The organism is Dyella sp. M7H15-1 (assembly GCF_004114615.1).
In the GTDB taxonomy this organism is placed as follows: domain Bacteria; phylum Pseudomonadota; class Gammaproteobacteria; order Xanthomonadales; family Rhodanobacteraceae; genus Dyella_B.
The window spans coordinates 1,149,100-1,170,475 of sequence record NZ_CP035300.1 but is presented as its reverse complement, the minus strand read 5'-3'; the positions used below and the strand labels follow the sequence as shown (position 1 = coordinate 1,170,475).

17 protein-coding genes are annotated in these 21,376 nt (G+C 59.3%); 13 read left to right on the top strand and 4 right to left on the bottom strand.

The features are described 5' to 3' along the window. Positions 1 to 82 precede the first annotated feature (82 nt). Positions 83 to 265, bottom strand: a complete 183-nt coding sequence (locus EO087_RS05640; protein ID WP_128898016.1) for a hypothetical protein — start codon at positions 263 to 265, stop codon at positions 83 to 85. A gap of 677 nt (positions 266 to 942) precedes the next feature. Between EO087_RS05640 and EO087_RS05635 the strand changes: the two genes are divergently transcribed. The 6 genes from EO087_RS05635 (at position 943) to EO087_RS05610 (ending at position 10,400) form a co-directional block, all read left to right on the top strand. After that, a complete protein-coding gene (locus EO087_RS05635; RefSeq protein ID WP_164931776.1) occupies positions 943 to 4,365 on the top strand; it encodes a DUF6531 domain-containing protein in 3,423 nt (1,140 codons plus the stop codon). 95 nt (positions 4,366 to 4,460) lie between these two features. Further along, positions 4,461 to 4,892, top strand: a complete 432-nt coding sequence (gene tnpA / locus EO087_RS05630) for an IS200/IS605 family transposase (RefSeq protein WP_128898014.1) — start codon at positions 4,461 to 4,463, stop codon at positions 4,890 to 4,892. A gap of 87 nt (positions 4,893 to 4,979) precedes the next feature. Next, positions 4,980 to 5,591 (top strand): RHS repeat-associated core domain-containing protein, encoded by a 612-nt coding sequence (locus EO087_RS05625; RefSeq protein WP_240669135.1) that lies wholly within the window; start codon positions 4,980 to 4,982, stop codon positions 5,589 to 5,591. A gap of 8 nt (positions 5,592 to 5,599) precedes the next feature. Further along, entirely contained in the window at positions 5,600 to 5,824 is a 225-nt protein-coding gene (locus tag EO087_RS05620) for a hypothetical protein (protein WP_128898012.1), read from the top strand. Between the two features lie 95 nt (positions 5,825 to 5,919). Beyond that, a complete protein-coding gene (locus EO087_RS05615) occupies positions 5,920 to 8,049 on the top strand; it encodes an RHS repeat domain-containing protein (RefSeq protein WP_128898011.1) in 2,130 nt (709 codons plus the stop codon). 485 nt (positions 8,050 to 8,534) lie between these two features. After that, positions 8,535 to 10,400, top strand: a complete 1,866-nt coding sequence (locus EO087_RS05610) for an RHS repeat-associated core domain-containing protein (RefSeq protein ID WP_128898010.1) — start codon at positions 8,535 to 8,537, stop codon at positions 10,398 to 10,400. 39 nt (positions 10,401 to 10,439) lie between these two features. On the opposite strand, the gene istB (EO087_RS05605) is transcribed toward EO087_RS05610, so the two are convergent. Together istB (EO087_RS05605) and istA (EO087_RS05600) are read right to left on the bottom strand one after the other, a co-directional pair. After that, positions 10,440 to 11,201: an IS21-like element helper ATPase IstB gene (gene istB, locus EO087_RS05605; RefSeq protein WP_128897577.1), complete on the bottom strand. Its 762-nt coding sequence runs from the start codon at positions 11,199 to 11,201 to the stop codon at positions 10,440 to 10,442. Positions 11,202 to 11,212: 11 nt separating this feature from the next. Next, positions 11,213 to 12,736, bottom strand: coding sequence for an IS21 family transposase (gene istA / locus EO087_RS05600; RefSeq protein ID WP_128897578.1), 1,524 nt, complete (start codon positions 12,734 to 12,736; stop codon positions 11,213 to 11,215). Between the two features lie 135 nt (positions 12,737 to 12,871). Here istA (EO087_RS05600) and EO087_RS05595 point away from each other — a divergent pair, with 135 nt between their 5' ends. The 7 genes from EO087_RS05595 to EO087_RS05565 all read left to right on the top strand — a co-directional run bounded on the left by EO087_RS05595 (position 12,872) and on the right by EO087_RS05565 (position 17,565). Next, the gene (locus EO087_RS05595; protein ID WP_128898009.1) at positions 12,872 to 13,234 is read left to right on the top strand and encodes a hypothetical protein; all 363 of its coding nucleotides are present in this window, start codon (positions 12,872 to 12,874) and stop codon (positions 13,232 to 13,234) included. 95 nt (positions 13,235 to 13,329) lie between these two features. Then, the gene (gene tnpA / locus EO087_RS05590) at positions 13,330 to 13,761 is read left to right on the top strand and encodes an IS200/IS605 family transposase (RefSeq protein WP_128897488.1); all 432 of its coding nucleotides are present in this window, start codon (positions 13,330 to 13,332) and stop codon (positions 13,759 to 13,761) included. 69 nt (positions 13,762 to 13,830) lie between these two features. Continuing rightward, positions 13,831 to 14,073, top strand: coding sequence for an RHS repeat-associated core domain-containing protein (locus EO087_RS05585; RefSeq protein WP_343133207.1), 243 nt, complete (start codon positions 13,831 to 13,833; stop codon positions 14,071 to 14,073). Positions 14,074 to 14,234: 161 nt separating this feature from the next. Then, positions 14,235 to 15,803, top strand: coding sequence for an IS21 family transposase (istA, locus tag EO087_RS05580; RefSeq protein ID WP_128898008.1), 1,569 nt, complete (start codon positions 14,235 to 14,237; stop codon positions 15,801 to 15,803). Between the two features lie 13 nt (positions 15,804 to 15,816). Continuing rightward, positions 15,817 to 16,575 (top strand): IS21-like element helper ATPase IstB, encoded by a 759-nt coding sequence (gene istB / locus EO087_RS05575; protein ID WP_128897459.1) that lies wholly within the window; start codon positions 15,817 to 15,819, stop codon positions 16,573 to 16,575. A gap of 154 nt (positions 16,576 to 16,729) precedes the next feature. Further along, positions 16,730 to 17,125 (top strand): hypothetical protein, encoded by a 396-nt coding sequence (locus tag EO087_RS05570; RefSeq protein ID WP_128898007.1) that lies wholly within the window; start codon positions 16,730 to 16,732, stop codon positions 17,123 to 17,125. A 29-nt stretch (positions 17,126 to 17,154) separates the two neighbouring features. After that, positions 17,155 to 17,565 carry a hypothetical protein gene (locus EO087_RS05565; RefSeq protein ID WP_128898006.1) on the top strand — a complete coding sequence of 137 codons (411 nt, stop codon included), beginning with the start codon at positions 17,155 to 17,157 and terminating at the stop codon, positions 17,563 to 17,565. Positions 17,566 to 17,610: 45 nt separating this feature from the next. Here the strand turns inward: EO087_RS05565 and dnaE are convergent, their stop codons facing one another. Further along, positions 17,611 to 21,228 carry a DNA polymerase III subunit alpha gene (gene dnaE, locus EO087_RS05560; RefSeq protein ID WP_128898005.1) on the bottom strand — a complete coding sequence of 1,206 codons (3,618 nt, stop codon included), beginning with the start codon at positions 21,226 to 21,228 and terminating at the stop codon, positions 17,611 to 17,613. Positions 21,229 to 21,376 lie beyond the last annotated feature (148 nt).

Genomic DNA, 21,376 nt, shown 5'->3' with positions numbered 1-21,376 from the left:
GCGGTGCTTGCATCGATCTGGGTAAATACCTGCCAAGGGAAGACAAGGGGTTTGCATGGAAGACCGCCATCATCAATGCGTCTTATGCACCAGCACTCTGGGCGTAACCGGCAACATAATTGCCGAGCTGCCGCATGGCACGGACAGGTGCGCTGCACCACAGCTTGACTCGCAGCGTCTTCACTTCAGGCCAACTCATCAAGGCGATGAGTGGCTTCAACCTTACGTTCTTCGACACCAGCGCCAGCAAAAGCTGCGCTGCCAACGACAATCTGGTGCAAAGCGTCGTTGGCCTGGCATCCAGCGACAGCGGGGTTACGACGCCCTGGATCGGCCAATGCAGGCCATCGACAACTACAATGGCACGAATGAGTCGCGTTAGTGCGTTCTTTCATGAAACGTGTGAGATCCGAAAAAGAATCGAGAGGCAAAGGAATGAAACATATAGAACGCGTCCAAGAGATAAAGTATGTCTGGCAAGCGTTGATCTTTTTTGTATGTCTTGTGCTAAGCGGCTTCGCTGCAAAGGTGTCAGCACAACACGCACCGATCATCTTTTACAACGTGCCCAATTGGTACAACGGCGGATGGGATCAAATTAGGTATCCCACACCCTTGGCGGCATATATGTCTCTCTGGGAATCAGAGGTGCCAAAATGTGCCAATGGGCAAGATGCATGGACTTGGGCTGGCGTACAAATGGTCCATTCGGGCGGTTATGAAGATGGAGACCTCTACGAAGCGTTCTATTACGGTCATGACCATTCAAGCTGTGCGCTATCAGGGGGACCCTACGAATATCCGTCAGGTGCACGTCGATTCGCCAATTGCGGTGATCCCAACTCCAGTGCTTATTCTGCAGATGCTTGGCCAAACAGCCTTTGTCCTGTTGCAAACCCAAACCGAGATAAGAATCGAGGTAAGCCTCGCTGCCCCTGCCAATTGGCAGGCGATCCGGTCAATCCAGCCACGGGCAATAAGTTCGAGGAACTGGAAATCTATCATGGAGCCGGTGCTTTTCCGCTCGACTTCACCATTTCCTACAACAGCCAATCGGGTAATAGCGGGTCGCAACTTCAAAACGAGCTGGTACTAGGCGCACATCGCGTGCATAGTTATCTACGAACGGTCCGTGTTGCGAGTAATACTCAATCGGCCACCGCCTATGTCCTGCGGCCCGACGGGAAGGTTCTGGGATTTGACAAGAACGGCACCAGTTGGATTGGTGACCAAGACGTCAGCGACACACTCATCGCCAGCTATGCCAATGACGGGTCGATTAGCGGATGGACGTACATCACGGCCAACGGTGACCAGGAAACTTACAGCAGCCCCGGGCAACTCACGGCGCTTATCCAGCGTGGCGGGCTCACGCAGACCTTGACCTACAACGCCAGCGGCCAGCTTGCCTCGGTCACCGATCCCCAAGGCCGCATGCTCGTCTTTACCTACGACGGTAGCGGTCGCATCGAAGGCATGATGACGCCGGACAGCCAGGTCTACAGCTTTGCCTACGACAGCAATAACAACTTGCTCACCGTTACCTATCCCGACTCAAGCAAGCTCACGCTGGTTTATGCGGAAAACGGTGCCGGTGGCAACGATCTCACCGGCGTCGTTGACGAAAGTAACAACCGGATCGACACCACGACGTACAACTCGTCGGATCAGGTCACTTCAACGACCGGTCCTAACGGCATCAACCAAACGTCCTTCAGCTATGCCACCAACAATGGGGCTGCGGTCGAGACGGTTACCGATGCGCTCGGGAAAACCGAGACGACCAATACCGAATATCTCTTTGGTGTCGCCGTTCCGACCACGATTACGCGTTCCTGTACAGGGTGCGCGTCGGTAAGTCGCCAATATACGTATGACAGTAACGGCTATCTCACGTCATCGACGGATTTCAACGGCAACGTCACCAAGACGACCTACGACGCCAGCGGATTGCTCGATCAGCAAATTGAGGCGTCGGGAACGATCAATCAACGCACGACCAATTTCACCTGGAACACCACGTTCCGCGTTCCGGTGACACGCGTTGTTCTGGATGCAAACGGTAATACTGTGGGCAATGCGCAGTGGGTGTACAACAGCACCGATCAGACGCTGGCCCGCTGCGAGACCGATCCTGCCAACAGCGCCACCTCCGGCTATGCCTGCAGCAATAGCGGTACCCTTCCAGCGGGTGTACGCCGCTGGACGTATACCTACTGTACCGCCGTCGATACCACGCAATGTCCTATCGTGGGTCTGATGTTGACGGCGACCGGTCCGCGCACAGACACTCCAGAAGCCACCACCTACGGCTACTACCTGGCTAGCAGTGCCACCAACTGCGGCACCCCCGGTGCTGCCTGCTACCAGGCCGGCGATCTTCATACGGTGACCGATCCTCAAGGGCACGTGACCACCATCGCCTCCTACGATGGCGCAGGACGGATCACTCGCGTCACCGATGCCAACGGCGTCAACACGGATATGACTTATACCCCGCGCGGCTGGCTCGCCTCGCGCAAAGTGGGCGGCTCGACCACTAGCTTCACGTATACGCCTTACGGTGCGGTGCATACCGTCACCGATGCGGACGGTGTGGTCACCACCTACGACTACGACGCGGCGCACCGCCTGATGAAGGTCACCGATGCGCAAGGCAACTACGTGCAATACACCCTGGACGCCGCCGGCAACAAAACCGCCGAGCAGGTCTTCGATACCAGCGGCACCCTGCACAAAAGCCTCACCCGCAGCTTCAACACCCTCGGCCAACTCACCCAGGTGATGGACGGCCTCAACCACACCGTCTTCGACGCCAGCGCCAGCAACAGCTACGACGCCAACGGCAACCTGGTGCAAAGCGCCGATGGCTTAGGCATCCAGCGCCAGTCCAGCTACGACGCCCTCAACCGCCTGGTGCAAACCCTGGACAACTACAACGGCACCGACAGCGCCACGGCGAACACCCGCACGCAATACACCTACGACAGCCTGGATCGGCTCACCCAGCTGACCGACCCCAGCAACCTCGCCACCACCTATGGCTATGACGGCCTGGGCAATGCCACCGCCCAGCAAAGCCCGGATACCGGCAGTACCAGCCGCAGCTTCGACGCCGCCGGCAACGTGCTCACCCGCACCGACGCCAAGGGCATCACCGAAACCCGCACCTACGATGCCTTGAACCGTCTGCTCACCGTCAGCTACCCGGACAGCACGCAAAACATCACCTACGCCTATGACGAGGCCAACAGCATCACCGGCTGCAGCAGCAGTGACCCGATCGGTCGCCTCACGCGCATCATCGAGCACGCCGTCACCACCGTGTACTGCTATGACGCCCACGGCAACGTGATCCAGAAACAGCAGATCACCGCCGCCGGCACCGACACCACCGGCTACCGCTACACCAACGCCGACCGCCTGAGCGGCATCACCTACCCCAGCGGCACGCAGGTCAGCTACACCAGGGATAGCAACGGCCGCATCCAGGCCATCACCGCCACGCCACCCAACGGCACCGCCAGCACGGTGGTGAGCAACGTCAGCTACCAGCCGTTCGGCCCGGTCAGCGGCTACACCCTGGGCAACGGCCAGCAAATCACGCGCGCCTACGACGCCAACTACCGGCTGACGGACCTGACCAGCCCGGCCTTCACCCTGCACGTGGCGCGGGATGCGATGGGCAACATCACCGCGATGGGCAATGCACCGGGGGCGAATCCGGCGACGGAAACCTATAGCTACGATCCGCTGTATCGCTTGACCCAAATCACGGAGGCGGATGGCAGTACGTTGGAAAGCGTGACGTACAACCCGACCGGGGATCGGCTCAGCAAGACGGGCAGTGGGCTGGCGACCGGAAATTACGGCTACAACCCGAATACGCATCAGTTGATCGCGACGGGGAATGCGGCGCGCAGTGTGGATGCCAATGGCAATACCACGGCGGTGAGCCAAGCCGGAAATACGTATGGGTTTGGGTATAACGATCGCAATCGGATGGCGGTTGCGCAGCTCAACCAAAGCACGGTTGGGAGTTACACATACAACGCGTTGAATCAGCGGGTGCAGAAGGTGGCGAACGGCGTAAGCCAGCGCTTCGATTACAACGAAGGCAGTCAGATGCTCGCCGAATATGGCACGACCAATCGGGATTACATCTGGATGGATGGGATTCCGGTGGCGAATGTGGATGTCGCAAACGGCAGCGGCTCGATCACTTATGTCACGGCAGATCAATTGGGGACGCCACGTGCGATTGCGGATAGCGCCGGAAGCACCCTTTGGCAATTCGCTTACCACGGTAATCCATGGGGCGAAATGCAACCAACGTCCAACGGTTATGTTTATAACTCAGAATGAGGTAAGCCCCCGGCTTTGCCGGGGGACTCACCAAGGTTTGACCTATACGGCGGTCGTAGTGAACCTGAAATCTCGACCAAGAGACGAGGTTCACGATGAAAGAGTATCAAAGCTTGAGTCATGCCCGTTGGGACTGTAAGTACCACGTGGTGTTCATTCCCAAGCGGAGAAAGAAGCAGGTGTTTGGAGAGTTACGCAAGCACTTGGGCGAGGTCTTCCACGAGTTGGCTTCGCACAAGGAATCGCAGATTGTGGAAGGCCACCTGATGAGCGACCACATTCACATGTGCATCAGCATTCCGCCGAAGTATGCAGTGTCGAACGTGGTGGGTTACCTCAAGGGTAAGAGTGCCATCACCATTGCGCGCAAGTTCGGAGGACGGAATCGAAACTTCACTGGGGAGTCGTTTTGGGCACGAGGCTATTTCGTCTCGACGGTGGGCTTGGACGAAGCGATGGTGAGGGCATACATCCGAAACCAAGAGCAAGAGGATGAACGTTACGACGAGATGAAGCTGGGCGTGTAGCCCGCCGCCTTCAGGCGGCTCACGCTGTTATCGCCCCTTTGAGGGGCTCACCCAATAAAGCCCCCGGCTTTGCCGGGGGATACTTACTTGCACTTTCCTGGACAGTATTACGATGCGGAGACAGGGCTAAGCGACAACGTCCATCGGACATTCGATGGGAGTATCGGTGACTATACGCAGGTTGATCCGATTGGTTATGCAGGTGGGCAATGGAGTTTATATGCCTATGTAGGTGGAAATCCCTTGCGTTATAAGGATCCCTTTGGTCTTCAACAGTATGACCCTGTAGAAGAGCGTGACGAGGAAGTCGAGCCATGGGCATATAAGCTAGGCCCAAATCAGACTTCCCAACCGCTGGAGACAGAGGCGCAGAGGGAAGCTCGTGAAGGGATATGCCGCAGAAATAGCCTTCCAACTAATGGTTCTCAACTCGGTCACATCTTCAATGCTAATAACGAGGGGCATTTGCCAAATACCCCGGAAAATCAGCAGCTAATCGAAGATGTGGCAAATAATCCAGATAACGAACTTGGTACAGATTCCAGGGGCCTAACGTGGTATGCGGAGACACAGCCAGACGGCTCTCAAGTATGGGTCTCCACAATGAATGGTGTAATCCAGAATGGTGGGCTAAACCAGGCTCCTCGAAACTACAATACTCAAACTGGTCTATCTTCACCAACACGCCCAAATCAGTGAGGTTTTTTATGACTACTTTGACAGAGCAACAGGCTTATGAAGCAATGTTTTACTTTCTTGATCAGCGGTATCAGGCATTAAAAGAGGGGGCGCTGGCATCATTGCTTGGAGATATGTCGACATTGGCGGATGGCGGCACCGCAGATCCGGCAATCGATGGCTATTGGAAAAAAGCCATTGATTTTGCCCTGAATGGTGGCATTGCTAGCAGGTTGCAATTTATTCCTAAGTAAAACAGGGGTTAGAACCGGGGTCGGAGTGCACTTTCGTCATCGGGCGAAGCGAACATACATTCTGATCTCGGTTTCTCACAGCTACATTTCTGCTGGTGCAAAGCGCCGATGGTTTAGGCATCCAGCGCCAGTCCAGCTACGACGCACTCAACCGCCTGGTGCAAACCCTGGACAACTACAACGGCACCGACAGCGCCACGGCCAACACCCGCACGCAATACAGCTACGACAGCCTGGATCGTCTCACCCAGCTGACCGACCCCAGCAACCTGGCAGCCACCTATGGCTATGACGGCCTGGGCAACGCCACCGCCCAACAAAGCCCGGATACCGGCAGCACCAGCCGAACCTTCGACGCCGCCGGCAACGTGCTCACCCGCACCGACGCCAAGGGCATCACCGCCACCAGTACCTACGATGCCTTGAACCGCCTGCTCACCGTCAGCTACCCGGACAGCACGCAAAACATCACCTACGCCTACGACGAGGCCAACAGCATCACCGGCTGCAGCAGCAGTGACCCGATCGGTCGCCTCACGCGCATCATCGAGCACGCCGTCACCACCGTGTACTGCTATGACGCCCACGGCAACGTGATCCAGAAACAGCAGATCACCGCCGCCGGCACCGACACCACCGGCTACCGCTACACCAACGCCGACCGCCTGAGCGGCATCACCTACCCCAGCGGCACGCAGGTCAGCTACACCAGGGATAGCAACGGCCGCATCCAGGCCATCACCGCCACGCCACCCAACGGCACCGCCAGCACGGTGGTGAGCAACGTCAGCTACCAGCCGTTCGGCCCGGTCAGCGGCTACACCCTGGGCAACGGCCAGCAAATCACGCGCGCCTACGACGCCAACTACCGGCTGACGGACCTGACCAGCCCGGCCTTCACCCTGCACGTGGCGCGGGATGCGATGGGCAACATCACCGCCATCGGCAATGCGCCGGGGGCGACTCCGGCGACGGAAACCTATAGCTACGATCCGCTGTATCGCCTGACCCAGATCACGGAGGCCGATGGCAGTACGTTGGAGAGCGTGACGTACAACCAAACCGGCGACCGCCTGAGCAAGACGGGCAGTGGGCTGGCGACTGGCAATTATAGCTACAACCCGAATACGCATCAGTTGATTGCGACGGGGAATGCGGCGCGCAGTGTGGATGCCAATGGGAATACCACGGCGGTCAGCCAGGCGGGGAGTGTGTATGGGTTTGGGTATAACGATCGCAATCGGATGGCGGTGGCGCAGCTCGCTGGGAATACGGTGGGGAGTTATACGTACAACGCCGATAACGAGCGTGTGACAAAGATAGCAGGTGGTGTCACGGAGCGTTACAACTACGGAGAAGATAGTCAGCTCCTGAGCGAGTACGGAGCAACCAACCGGGAGTATGTCTATCTCGATGATATTCCGGTGGCGAATGTGGATACGCAAGGCGCGTCCACGTCCATCACCTATGTCACAGCAGATCATCAAGGAGCGCCGCGAGCCATCTCAGGCGGCAGCAGTACGCTGTGGTCGTGGGCGTATCAGGGGAACGTATGGGGTGAACAGCAGCCCGTCAGTAACGGATATACCTACAACCCTCGATTCCCGGGGCAGTACTTTGACCAGGAAACCGGGCTGAACTACAACGTCAACCGTGATTACGATTCGGCGACGGGCAGATATTGGCAAGTTGATCCGTTGGGTTACGGAGGCGGGCAGTGGAGTCTGTATGCCTATGTGAGTGGGAATCCATTGAACGCAAGTGATCCATTGGGTCTTGCCGGACCCGCATGTCAAGCTGCATGGGCGGCGGCTGGCGCCGCATGCGGTGGTGCGCTGGGATGGCTTGGCGGTGGCGTAGGAGGCGGAGTCGGTGGTGGAGCTGCTTGTACTCTTGTCGCGCCGGGGGTGGGCACGGTCGGATGCGGAGCTATCGGGGCTTCGTCTGGTAGCTCTGCGGGCGGGGCCGCTGGTGCTGCCGCGGGCGGGGCGCTCGGGGGCTGGATTGGTAGCAAAATGTGCGGCTCGAATGAGGACGAGTGCGATGCTCGTTTGGAGCGAGAGGAAACGCTGTGTCAGTTGATGGCGGGGCCTCGCTACCCTGGAAATCCAAAGCAAGCCGTAGCAATTTGTATGAAAGCTGCGTTCCAGCGCTACAAACTGTGCTTACGCGGAGTGCCTGAATCCGAATGGCCGCCATTGACCGGCGTAGAAACAGAAATTTAGATGGAGTGCTTTGGATATGCCAAAAGAAGATATTTTGACTAACGACTTTCGCGTGACGTTCGACGTAGAGGACAGATCGCTGCTCGTTCGAACAGTTGTGAATGGTGTTGAAAGTAGGTTTCCTATTCGCCTGAGGCTTCAGAGTCTTCAAGAGATGGGTGCGACAAAAGCGTCTGAATGGGTAGGGCAAACTTTAATGCTGCTCGTGCCCACCTTGCGGAAGGAGCTATATGGTTTGAAGGAAGATGGGTAACTGTCCAGGCTGCATGAAAATGAATTCACGATAACCGTGCCGATTTGCATTGCAGAGAAAATTCGTGGCTGGGAAAGTTAAGAACAAATGTAAGAACAAATGGGTCAGAACACTTTTCTGGGTCTGCCGTTTGGTCGAAAAATGTGCCGACCCCTTTTGTGGTGCGATGCCCTGAACCGCCTGGTGCAGACCCTCGACAACTACAACGGCACGAACTGACAGGGACTTCACCATGAATCAAGAACAGACTGCAGTGCGTTCGTTTGCCGTAGCAAAAGGGGCCGCACGCAAGAGGAAGCCGCTGACCGGCATCATGCTCGGCCTGGCCATGGTCATCGGCACTTCGCCGGTGACCGCGCAAACCGCCAACACCAAGACTACCTACAGCTACGATGCGCTGGATCGCCTCACCCAGGTGACCGACCCCAGCGGCCTCAACACCACCTATCACTACGACGGCCTGTCGGACGAGACGACACTCACCAGCCCCGACACCGGCGTCACCGCCAAGACCTATGACGCCGCCGGCAACGTGCTGACCGCCACCGATGCCAACGGCAACACCGTCACCTTCACCTACGACGCCAACGACCGCCGCCTGAGCGCCAGCTACGCCGACAGCACCCAGAACATCAGCTACGCCTACGACGAAGCCAACAACGTCACGGGCTGCACGACTTCCTATCCCATCGGCCACCTGACGCGGATGATCGAAAGCGCCGTCACCACGGTGTACTGCTATAACGCCCAGGGCTATGTGATCCAGAAGAGCCAGACGGTCGATGGCCACACGGATGTCACGAGCTACACCCGCAGCCCCGGCGGCAAGCTGCTGAGCATCACGCATCCCAGCGGTAACCAGGTGAGCTACAGCTACGACGCGGACGGCCACGTCAGCGGCGTCACCGCCATCACCGCTAACGGCACCACCACCCTGGTCAGCAACGTCACCTATCTGCCGTTCGGACCGATCAGCGGCTACACGCTGGGCAACGGGCAAACGATCACGCGCAGCTACGACGCCAATTACCGGCTGACGGACCTCGTCGGCCCGGCGTTCACCTTGCACGTGGCGCGGGACGCGATGGGCCATATCACCGCGACCGGCAACAGCCCCGGCGCCAACCCGGCCACCGAGACGTACAGCTACGACCCGCTGTATCGCCTCACGGCCATCACGGAAGCCGATGGCAGCACGCTGGAGAGCGTGACGTATAACCCGACCGGGGATCGGTTGAGCAAGACGGGCAGCGGCCTGGCGACGGGGGCGTACAGCTACAACCCCAATACGCATCAGTTGATCGGCACGGGGAATGCGGCGCGAACGGTGGATGCCAACGGCAACACCACCGCGATCAACCAAGCTGGCAGCACGTATGGATTTGGTTACAACGCGCGTAACCGGATGGCGCTCGCCCAACTCAACCAGAGCACGGTTGCGAATTACGCCTATAACGCCGACGGTGAGCGCGTAGCAAAGACGACGACAGGCACGACCGAACGTTACAGTTACAACGAGGACAGTCAGCTTTTAAGCGAATACGGCTCGACCAACCGCGACTACGTCTACCTTGCTGGTATTCCGGTGGCGAACCTCGATACGCAGGGAACGACCACGTCGGTCGCCTACGTCACGGCGGATCAGCTCGGCACGCCGCGAGCCGTCACGGATAGCAGCGGCAACTCGATATGGACATGGGTCTATCAAGGGAATGCATGGGGTGAGCAAGCACCCACAAGCAACGGTTATACGTACAACCTGCGCTTCCCGGGGCAATACTTTGACCAGGAAACAGGACTTAACTACAACATCAACCGGTATTACGAGCCACCCATTGGGCGATATGGCCAGCCTGATCCGCTTGGGTATGAGGGCGGGCAGTGGAGTTGGTATGCCTATGTGAACAACAGCCCGATGATGCTTGTTGATCCTCTTGGCTTGGCGAATGGTCCGGCGTGCGTGGCTACTTGGGCTGCTGCTGGTGCTGCGTGCGGTGGTGGCCTTGGATGGGTGCGTATTCCGACGAAATCGGCCACTCATTCCAGCGCAAATCGGCCACCTGATCCGAGCCAAATCGGCCGGGTCTTCCGAGGTTAATCGGCCACCCCGGCAAAGGCCGTGCGCGGGGTGGGTGGATTATGGGGTGACGGAGCGGGTCGAGGCCACCGTGGCCGGAGCGCGCTTGCGCATGGACTCGCCGGTGAGGGCGAGTCGGTAGCTGTTATGGACGAGGCGATCGAGGATGGCGTCGGCGAGGGTGGGGTCGCCCAGGTACGCATGCCACTGCTCGACCGGCAACTGACTGGTGATGAGGGTGGATTTCTTGTCGTAGCGATCGTCGAGGATTTCCAGCAGGTCGCGCCGATTGAGGTCGGTCAGCGGTGCCAGGGCAAAGTCATCGAGCACGATCACGTCGACCTTGGCGAGCGAGCGGAAGTAAGCGCTACGACGTGATTCGGCGTGTGCCTTGGTCAGTTCATCGATCAATCGTGGCAGGCGGAAGTAGCGCACCGAGTAATCTGCCCGACAGGCCGCTTGAGCGAGCGCACACCCGAGATAACTCTTGCCGACACCGGTCGGTCCGGTGATCAGCACGTTCAGGTGCTCTTTGATCCACGTCAGCGTGGCGAGTTTGGCGATCAAGCACTTGTCCAGCCCCCGTGCGATGCGTGTATCGAGGTCTTCCAGGGTGGCGCTCTGTCCGAGTTTGGCCCAGCGTAAACGCTGATGCAGGCGCTGCGTATCGCGGTCGGCCATCTCGTGCTGAACCAACAGGGCCAGGCGGTCCTCGAAGGGCAAATGGTCGGCTTGGGTAGATGCCAGTTGCTGCGTCAGGGCGGCGGCCATGCCGCGCAAACGCAAGGATTGCAGTTGTTCGATCAAGGGATGTAGCACCATCGTGGTCTCCGTCAGTGGTAGTAGGACGCGCCGCGCACGTTGTCGTGCTCGGGCAGGGAAAGTGTCAATTCGGTTTGCGGAAGGGTGTGCTTGATCAGCGCACGAATGGCGCGGTAACTGGTGCTGTTGTGCGCCAGCGCCTGCTTGCAGGCTGCCTCCAGTTGCAGCGGCGAGAAGTCGTTGGCCAAGCGCAAAATGCCCAGGCATGCGCGCAACGCATATTCGGGATGCTTGCGCATGTTGACTTGCATGTTCAGCACGCCGACGACGTTCGGCCCGATGGTTTCGGCACGTGCAAACAACTGCTCGATCGTCAGCTCCGTGACCGCGCGATGGCTCTTCGGGCGATGCGCCGGGCAGGTCGTAAAACCGCCGCGCATCGTGGAGCGCGTATGCGCGGCGACGCGCGTGCCGCGCAGAAAGATTTCCACGGTGGAGGCACACAAACGCACGTCCACCACGCGGCCCGTCAGGGTATGCGGCACCGAGTAGTAATGCCGATCCACCTCGACGTGGTAGTCCAGGTGCACCTTGGCCTTCTTCCATTCGGCGTATTCGTAGCGCGTGGCAGGCAGCCGTTGCAGCGCTGCTCGTTCGATCGCCTCGAATACGCTCAGACGGCTTCCCTCGCGCTTCTGAAAGGGTTGCCGATTCAGTTCATCCAACAATGGGCGGATGGCTGCGTTGGCCTCGTTGAGCGAGAACAAGGATTGTTCGCGCAGCGGCGCCAGAATCCGCCGTTCCACCACCTGCACGCCCACTTCGGCCTTGGCCTTGTCGCGCGGCTTTCTCACCCGTGCCGGCAGCACCGTGGTGGCGTAGTGCTCGGCCAGATCCTGATACGACGGATTGATATCCGGATCGTAGCGATGTGCTTTGGTCACGCCGGCCTTGAGGTTATCGGGCACGATCGCGCGCGGCACACCACCGATGAATTCCAGTGCCCGCACGTGCGAGGCCAGCCAGTCAGGCACGCTCTGGGTCCAGGTGGCCTCGGCATAGGTGTAGCTTGAATGCCCGAGCACGGCCACAAAGATTTGTGCCGGACGCAGCTCGCCGGTGCGACGGTCGATGATGTCCAGCGTGTGTCCCGCGTAGTCGACAAACAGCTTGTCGCCCGGCACATGGACGTGGCGAAGCACCACGTCCTGCTTGCTGGCCCATTGCCGGTACAAATCGGCAAAACGGCTGTACTGATAACCGTCGGGGTGATGGGCTTTGTACTCCTCCCACAACAGCATCAGCGTGACGCCTTTGCGCGTCAGTTCGTAGTGGATACGAGGCCAGTCGGGGAGTGGTTGGTGAGCCTGCTCAGCCGACACGGTCGGCGGATAGAGCCGATCCCACAGCGTGTCTTCGTCCACCTCCTCGGGGAGCGGCCAATGGACGCCAGCGGCTTGCGCGCGGCGCAGGTAATCGGCCACGGTGCTGCGCGCCAGCTTGACGCTGGCTGCCACCTGGCGGGCGGATAGGCCGGCCGCGGTGAGCCGGAGAACTTCTCGAATCTTGCGCATGGACAACCTCGCTTTGGGCATCGCTCTGCTCGCTGGGGAAAAGCGGGCGAGCGTGCCCGATCAGGGGTCCACGCATGACGTTGGCAGGGTGGCCGATTTGGCTCGGAATGGGGGCCGATTTACGTCGGAACGGGTGGCCGATTTAGCTCGGAATCAGTGGCCGATTTGCGTCGGAATACGCACACGGTTGCGAATTACGCCTATAACGCCAACGGTGAGCGCGTAGCAAAGACGACGACAGGCACGACCGAACGTTACAGTTACAACGAGGACAGTCAGCTTTTAAGCGAATACGGCACGACCAACCGTGACTACGTCTACCTTGCTGGTATTCCGGTGGCGAACCTTGATACGCAGGGAACGACCACGTCGGTCGCCTACGTCACGGCGGATCAGCTCGGCACGCCGCGAGCCGTCACCGATAGCAGCGGCAACGCGGTGTGGACGTGGGCCTATCAAGGGAATGCATGGGCTGAACAAGCACCCACAAGCAATGGCTATACGTATAACTCAGAATGAGGTAAGCCCCCGGCTTTGCCGGGGGACTCACCAAGGTTTGACCTATACGGCGGTCGTAGTGAACCTGAAATCTCGACCAAGAGACGAGGTTCACGATGAAAGAGTATCAAAGCTTGAGTCATGCCCGTTGGGACTGTAAGTACCGCGTGGTGTTCATTCCCAAGCGGAGAAAGAAGCAGGTGTTTGGAGAGTTACGCAAGCACTTGGGCGAGGTCTTCCACGAGTTGGCTTCGCACAAGGAATCGCAGATTGTGGAAGGCCACCTGATGAGCGACCACATTCACATGTGCATCAGCATTCCGCCGAAGTATGCAGTGTCGAACGTGGTGGGTTACCTCAAGGGTAAGAGTGCCATCACCATTGCGCGCAAGTTCGGAGGACGGAATCGAAACTTCACTGGGGAGTCGTTTTGGGCACGAGGCTATTTCGTCTCGACGGTGGGCTTGGACGAAGCGATGGTGAGGGCATACATCCGAAACCAAGAGCAAGAGGATGAACGTTACGACGAGATGAAGCTGGGCGTGTAGCCCGCCGCCTTCAGGCGGCTCACGCTGTTATCGCCCCTTTGAGGGGCTCACCCAATAAAGCCCCCGGCTTTGCCGGGGGATACTTACTTTCGTTTCAGTGGGCAGTACTTTGATGAAGAAACCGGGTTGTTCCATAACGGTTTCCGTGACTACGACTCTGGTTCAGGCCGATATATCGAGAGCGATCCGCTTGGTTTGAGAGCCGGACCGAACACTTACGCTTACGGCTTAAATAGTCCGCTGAGCAATATCGATCCCCTTGGGCTTTCAACTATGCGTATTTCGGCCCATCGTGACCGCCCATTTCGGTAAGGCGTGACCGGTCATTTCGGTAAGCCGTGACCGCCCGTTTCGGTTGATCGTGACCGATTTTCGACGGTCACCGAAATCAGCGGTCACGGCTTACCGAAACGCGCCCCTCGTTGTGCATAACTTCAACGCAACGGCATCCTCCACGGCTTTTTGGAGTGGCGATGCCGACCCCGCGAGTAGCTATGCGCAAGATCAAAGAATGTCTTCGACTGAAGCTGGAGTGCGACCTCTCGCACGAACGCATCGCCTTGGCCTTGGGTCTGTCCAAGGGCGTGGTCAGCAAGTACGTGAAACGTGCCACGGCCGCCGGACTGGACTGGCCCGGCCTGTCCGCCATGGACGACAACGCGATTGCCGCCCAGTTGTGTATGTCACCACCCGCCGTGCGTGGCGAGCGGGCACCCATCGATCTGCCATGGGTGCATCGGGAGTTGCGCCGCAAAGGCGTCACGCGACAATTGTTGTGGCAGGAATACTGCGACGCGAACGCTGGCCGTCTCACGTACCAATACACCCAGTTTTGCCAGCACCTCCACGACTACACGGCCTCGCTGCGCCGCTCGATGCGTCAGTTGCACGTTGCCGGTGAAAAGCTGTTTATCGACTACGCCGGCCCCACCCTTGGCGTCGTCAACCCCGACACCGGCGAGCTGCGGCGAGCGCACATCTTCGTGGCCGTGCTGGGTGCGTCCAGTTTCACCTATGCCTGCGCCACACCGGGCGAAACGCAGATCGACTGGCTGCGCGGCTTGACGCAGACGTTGGCATTTTTTGGTGGCGTGCCGGCGCTGGTGGTACCTGACAATCCGCGCGCGCTGATCACCCAGCCGGATCGCTACGAGCCCGTGCTCAACCGTGCTACGCAGGTGTGTGCAGAGCATTACGGCATGGCGATCCTGCCGGCCCGCCCACGACGCCCGCAGGACAAGGCCAAGGTCGAGGTCGGCGTGCAGGTGGTCGAGCGCTGGATCCTCGCGCGCTTGCGCCATCCGTGCTTTTTTACCTTCAGCGCTCTCAATCACGCCATCGCCGACCTGCTGACGGACTTGAATGCACGGCCGTTCAAGAAGCTCGACGGCTCGCGCCGTTCGTGGTTCGAGACGATCGACCGTCCCGCCCTGATGCCCTTGCCGGCGCAACCCTATGAGCCGGCGCGCTTCAAGCCGTGCAAGGTCAACATCGATTACCACATCGAGGTCGATGGCCATTACTACAGCGTGCCGCATAGCCTGGTACGCAAGACCGTCGAGGCGCGCATCACCGACACCACCGTCGAGATCCTGCATGCCGGCCAGCGCATCGCCAGCCACGTCCGCTCCCCGGCGCGCGGACGCCACACCACCGTCGCCGACCACATGCCGGCCGCACATCGTGCGCATCGGGAATGGTCACCCGGTCGCTTCCTGCACTGGGCCGACACGATCGGCGCGGCAACCCGTCAGTTGGTCGAGCACCTGCTGACCGAGCGCCCGCATCCGGAGATGGGCTATCGCAGTTGCCTGGGGCTGCTGGCGCTCGCGCGCCAGTACGGCGACGACCGCCTGGAAGCGGCCTGCGCACGCGCGTGGGCGATCGGTTCGCGCACGCGCAAATCCGTGCAGTCGATCCTGCACAACAAGCTCGATCAACACCCCTTGCCCAGCGCCATCGCCCAAACCGACTGGGTCACACCCGACCACGTCAACCTGCGTGGCCCCACCTATTACCGCGATCCACCCACCACTCACTGAAAAGGAGACCACCTTGTTGATCCATCCCACCCTTGAACACTTGCGTGCCCTCAAGCTCGACGGCATGGCACAGGCGCTGGAAGAACAGCGCCTGTTGCCGGCCTGTCACGATCTGCCGTTCGAAGATCGGCTCGGCATGCTGGTCGATCGCGAACGCCATTGGCGTGACGGTCGACGGCAGGAACGATTACTTCGTGTGGCCAAGCTCAAACACGCCCAGGCCTGCCTGGAAGATGTGCAGTACAGCGCCGACCGCGGTATCGACAAACGCCTGATCGCCACCTTGTCCGGCGGCGACTGGATCCGGCAGGGGCAAAGTGTGTTGCTGACCGGTCCGACCGGGGTTGGTAAAACGTGGCTGGCGTGTGCGCTTGGACAACATGCCTGCCGCCAAGGCTTCCCGGTGCTGTATCAGCGTGTGCCACGCCTCGCCGAGATGCTACGCATCGCCCACGCCGACGGCAGCTTCGGTCGCGTGCTTGCTCAGTTGGCGCGCATCGACGTGCTAATCCTTGACGATTGGGGCATGACACCGCTCGATCAGGCGGCGCGCCATGATCTGCTGGAGGTCATCGACGATCGCGGCAACGGCAAATCGACCCTCATCACCAGCCAGCTACCGATCGAACACTGGCACGCCTGGCTCAACGATCCCACCCTCGCCGATGCCATCCTCGACCGTCTCGTACACCGCTCTCATCGCATCGTGTTGAAGGGCGAATCGATGCGCCGAAAGTCCTCCGCCAAGCCAGCCGCCGATACCTCATCGTGACCGGTCCAGTTACACTCGAGTGCACCGCACAATGACTGGCGCTGACCGGTCACGATCAACCGAAATACGCGGTCACGATCGCCGAAATCCGCAAACTATGGTGGTTTGCAGGCCGATTAATGACGGAAGAGTGACCGCGTTGGGAGTTGTGACGATGACGCAATACGTTCACTGTGCTGTTTTTGTTTGGTATCTAGACTGCAACGGGCAGCGTGTAATTGATCGCCAATATAGTTTGGCAGGCAATACAACTCCCTTCCCTCAGGGGAGCAATGCTCCCACTGCTGTTGATGATCGGAATGCGTTTTTCCAAGGCGATGGTGGCGCCAATGGCGTGTCTGACTGGAACATACCGCCGCCGCCAGGTATGACAAGCTCGCAGTTCGATGGGGCTGTAACAGGGGCGGGGGACTCTTATGACTCGGGCCAACCCTATGACGCGAAAAATGGTCCTAATTCAAATACTGCAACAAATTCAATCATTCAAAATGCTGGTGGAACAATGCCCGACATACCTGGGGCTTGGCAGCAGCACTATCCCAATAACTAGCCGACGGAAGATTGAATTGAGGCATGCTAATGAACAAAGTGCTATCCGCATCACTAAAAATTATTGGCGTACTGGTACTAGCTTGCGTTATTGCCGTTGGTTATTTCTTTCATACTTTCGATCAGCCAATGAAGGTCTTTGAAATTACTAACGGCAACGCTGGAGCTTTCTTGATCGGGGAGACTAAAGAGTCCATTCTAGCCAGACTCCCTAATGAAGCTTTTTCTCCCAAGCCAAAGCCAACTGAGTGTCCAGTTAGCTGGATTGAAGTCAAAACAATGAGCTCTACACAAAAGCAATGCCTCCTCAACACCAATGAATGGGACGTTGGGGGAGGCATACAGGAGCTGTGTCCAGAGAAAACAGATTTCTTTGCCACCATCTTCTTTACCGGTAACAAAGCTTCAAAAATAAGAATACGGTGCACCCGTCCGGAGTAGCGGTGCGTACCCATCAGACGTTTTGGATGTGTGTCATCGGATGGGTTATTCCCCATTCCCCGTCTTCACGATTCTCACGCCAGCCCCCAGCACACCCGGCATCCCGCGCAGCGTGTGCAGCAACTCGGGAATGGCATGTACTTTCCACTCTTGTCCGAACTCCAAATCGGCTTGCGCCGTAGCGTTGCGATAGCCGTTGAGGATCACGCTGGCGCCACCACCGCGATGCCCGGCAAGGGCTTGCCGCAGTTGTGGGACAAAGTCGGGGCCGATGCCGTTGACCTTGACGCGTAGCAGGCGTGCGTAGCGTCGGCAGGCGTCGGCGAGGGACATGGCGCTGCGGGCGCGTACTTGGAAGCCGCCACCGGAGAATTCGTCGATGCGCAGGCCGCCTTCGACCACCAGTAGTTCGTCGCGGGTCAGCAGCGGTGCCACTTGCTGGAACAGTTCGCCGAAGAAGCTCACTTCGATGATGCCGGTGCCGTCTTCCAGGCGGACGAAGGCGTCGCTGTCGCCGCGCTTGCGCACGGCGGTGACCATGCCGGCCACAGTCCATGGGGTGTCGGGGCCGCGGCGGAAGCGGTTGCCGTCGTCGTTGTCGCTCTTGCGCGGGCGGGGCGGCTGATAGCGGTCGGCGATCTCGCCTAACGGGCAGGTGGAGAGTTGGGCGAGTTCTTCGCGCCAGGGATCGGTGGGATGACCGGACAGATAGTGACCGAGGGTTTCGCGTTCGCCGTGCAGTTTTTGCTCCAGCGGCCATTCCGGTGCGGTGGGCAGGTCGACCTGCACGACGGACGCGGAGCTGCCCATGGTTGCGCCGAACATGTCGTTCTGGCCCGATTGCCGGTCGCGTAGATGCTGGTCGGCGGCCTTCATGGCGTCCGGCAATTGCAGCATCAGGCTGGCGCGGTTGGGCGCTAGCGCGTCGAGTGCGCCGGAGAGAATCAATGCTTCCATCACGCGCCGATTGAGCTTGCCGGGATCGACGCGGCGGCAGAAGTCGGCCAGATCCTTGTACAGGCCGTTTTTTTTGCATTCGTCGGCGATGGCTTCGCAGGCACCCTGGCCGACGCCTTTGATTGCGCCCAGGCCGTAGCGGATGACGCGCGATTCTACGGCGACGAACATGAATTCCGAAGCATTCACATCCGGCGGCAGAATCTTCAGGCCAATGGCGCGCGATTCGTCCAGGAACGTCACCGCCTTGTCGGTGTTGTCCATGTCCGACGAAATGGTCGCGGCCATGAATTCGGCCGGATAGTGCGCTTTCAGCCACGCGGTCTGGTAAGAGACCAGTGCGTAGGCGGCGGCGTGCGACTTGTTGAAGCCGTAGCCGGCGAATTTTTCCATGTCGTCGAAGATAGCGTCGGATTTTTCGCCACTGAGTCCGTCCTTGGCGGCGCCTTCGCGGAATTTGGCGCGTTCCTTGGCCATTTCCTCGACTTTCTTTTTACCCATCGCGCGGCGCAGCAGGTCGGCGCCGCCGAGCGAGTAACCGCCGACGATCTGCGCCATCTGCATCACCTGCTCCTGGTAGACCATGATGCCGTAGGTCTCTTTCAGGATGGGTTCGACGCGTGGATCGGGATAGATCACTTCTTCGCGGCCGTGCTTACGCGCGACGAAGCTAGGGATCAGGTCCATCGGGCCGGGGCGGTACAAGGCCACCAGCGCGATGATGTCTTCGAAGCGGTCGGGTTTTGCATCCTTCAACATGCGTTGCATGCCGGAGGATTCGAGCTGGAAGACGGCGATGGTTTGCGCGCGCTTCAGCAGCTCGTACGTGGGTACGTCATCGAGCGGGAGCTGGGTGATGTCCAGAGGGTCTGCGGGACTCGGGATCCGGGACTCGGGACTCGGAAAAGCAGGATTCGGCGGGGTTTCAGCTTCTGGCTTTTCCCCGAATCCCGCAATCCGCCTATTGATCGCCTTCACCGCCCAGTCGATGATGGTGAGCGTGCGCAGCCCGAGGAAGTCGAACTTCACCAAGCCAACGGCTTCGACGTCATCTTTGTCGTATTGCGTGACGACACCGGCACCGCCCGGTTCGCAATATAGTGGTGCGAATTCGGTCAGTGGTTGCGGACCGATCACCACGCCACCGGCGTGTTTGCCGGCGTTACGTGTGAGGCTTTCCAGCTTCAGCGCCAAATCGATTAGCGTGCGGGCTTCTTCGTCCTGCTCGTATAGCGCGCAGAATTCCTTCACCACGCGGTCGGGTTCTTTCTGTGCTTTCTCCGAGCGGCCGAGTGCGCACGACAGCGTGAGGTCGAGCGGGCGCGGGGGGATCAATTTGGCGATCTTGTCGACCGCGTTGTAGCCCATGCCGAGCACGCGGCCGGAGTCGCGTAGCACGGCCTTGGCCGCCATCGAGCCGTAGGTGATGATCTGGCTGACGTGATCGCGACCGTATTTGCGCGCGACGTAGTCGATTACTTCGTCGCGGCGATCCATGCAGAAGTCGATGTCGAAGTCCGGCATCGATACGCGTTCGGGATTGAGGAAGCGCTCGAACAGCAGGTTGAATTGCAAGGGATCGAGGTCGGTGATTTTCAGCACCCATGCGACCAGCGAGCCTGCACCCGAACCACGGCCGGGACCGACCGGAATGCCGTTTTGCTTACCCCAGTTGATGAAGTCCGCCACGATCAGGAAGTAGCCAGGGAAGCCCATTTTGATGATCACGTCCAGCTCGCGTTCCAGGCGGGTTTCGTAATCGGCCAGGATATGGCCAGGGGCGAGCGGGGCGGCGGCAAGGCGTTCCTTCAGTCCTTCGCGCGCGATCTCGCGGATGTAGCTGGCCAGGTCATGACCTTCCGGTACTGGGAAGTTCGGCAGGTAATAGGTGCCGAAGCTCATTTCCAGATTGCAGCGTTTGGCGAGCTCCAGTGTGTTTTCGAGCGCTTCCGGAATATCGGCGAACAGCTCCGCCATCGCTTGCGGCGTTTTCAGGAATTGCTGGTCGCTGTAGTCGCGCGGGCGCTTGGGATCGGCCAGCACGCGGCCTTGGTGAATGCACACGCGCGCTTCGTGGGCTTCGAAGTCATCCTGCTTGAGGAAGCGTACGTCGTTGCTGGCGATAACCGGCAAATCCAATCCGGTTGCCAGCGTGAGTGCGGCGTTATTCCATGCCTCTTCGCCTTCGCGACCGCAACGTGTGAGTTCCAGATAAAGACGATCGGGAAACAGCCGCATCAGCGAATGCAGGCGTGCTGCGCCAGCGTCGCTGCCCTGATTGACTGCGATGCGACCGACTTCGCTTTCGCGGCCTAGCAAGATGATCAGTCCCGTTGTCGCATCGGGTGTGAGCCACATGGCATCGGTCAATGCGCGCCCGCCTTGCTGGCCTTCGCGCCAGGTGCGCGAGACAAGGCGAGAAAGATTCAGGTAGCCGTCGCGGTTCTGGCACAGCATGGTGAGGCGCCAGGGGCGCGGATCGTCCGCCGAACTGATCCAAAGATCGCAGCCGCCAATGGGTTTGATGCCAGCCGCGCTGCACGCCTTGTAGAACTTCACCAGCGCGAACATGTTGCATTCGTCGGTGAGCGCTACGGCGGGCGCACCGGCCTGCACACTGGCCGCCACCAGCGCCTTGATGCGGATGGTGGAGTCGACCAGCGAATACTCGCTGTGTAGATGCAGATGAGCGAAACGAAGGGACATGGCTCGCACGCGAACGCAATGTCCCAGACTAGCGGGGTGATGTGGTGCGGGCAAGAATTGACAAGGGCGGTAAGTAGGGAATCGCGAATCGTTAAGGCTAGGCGTGCCCATCCTTCCTGAAAGCGTACGCGTGTTTTGTAGGGTCTGA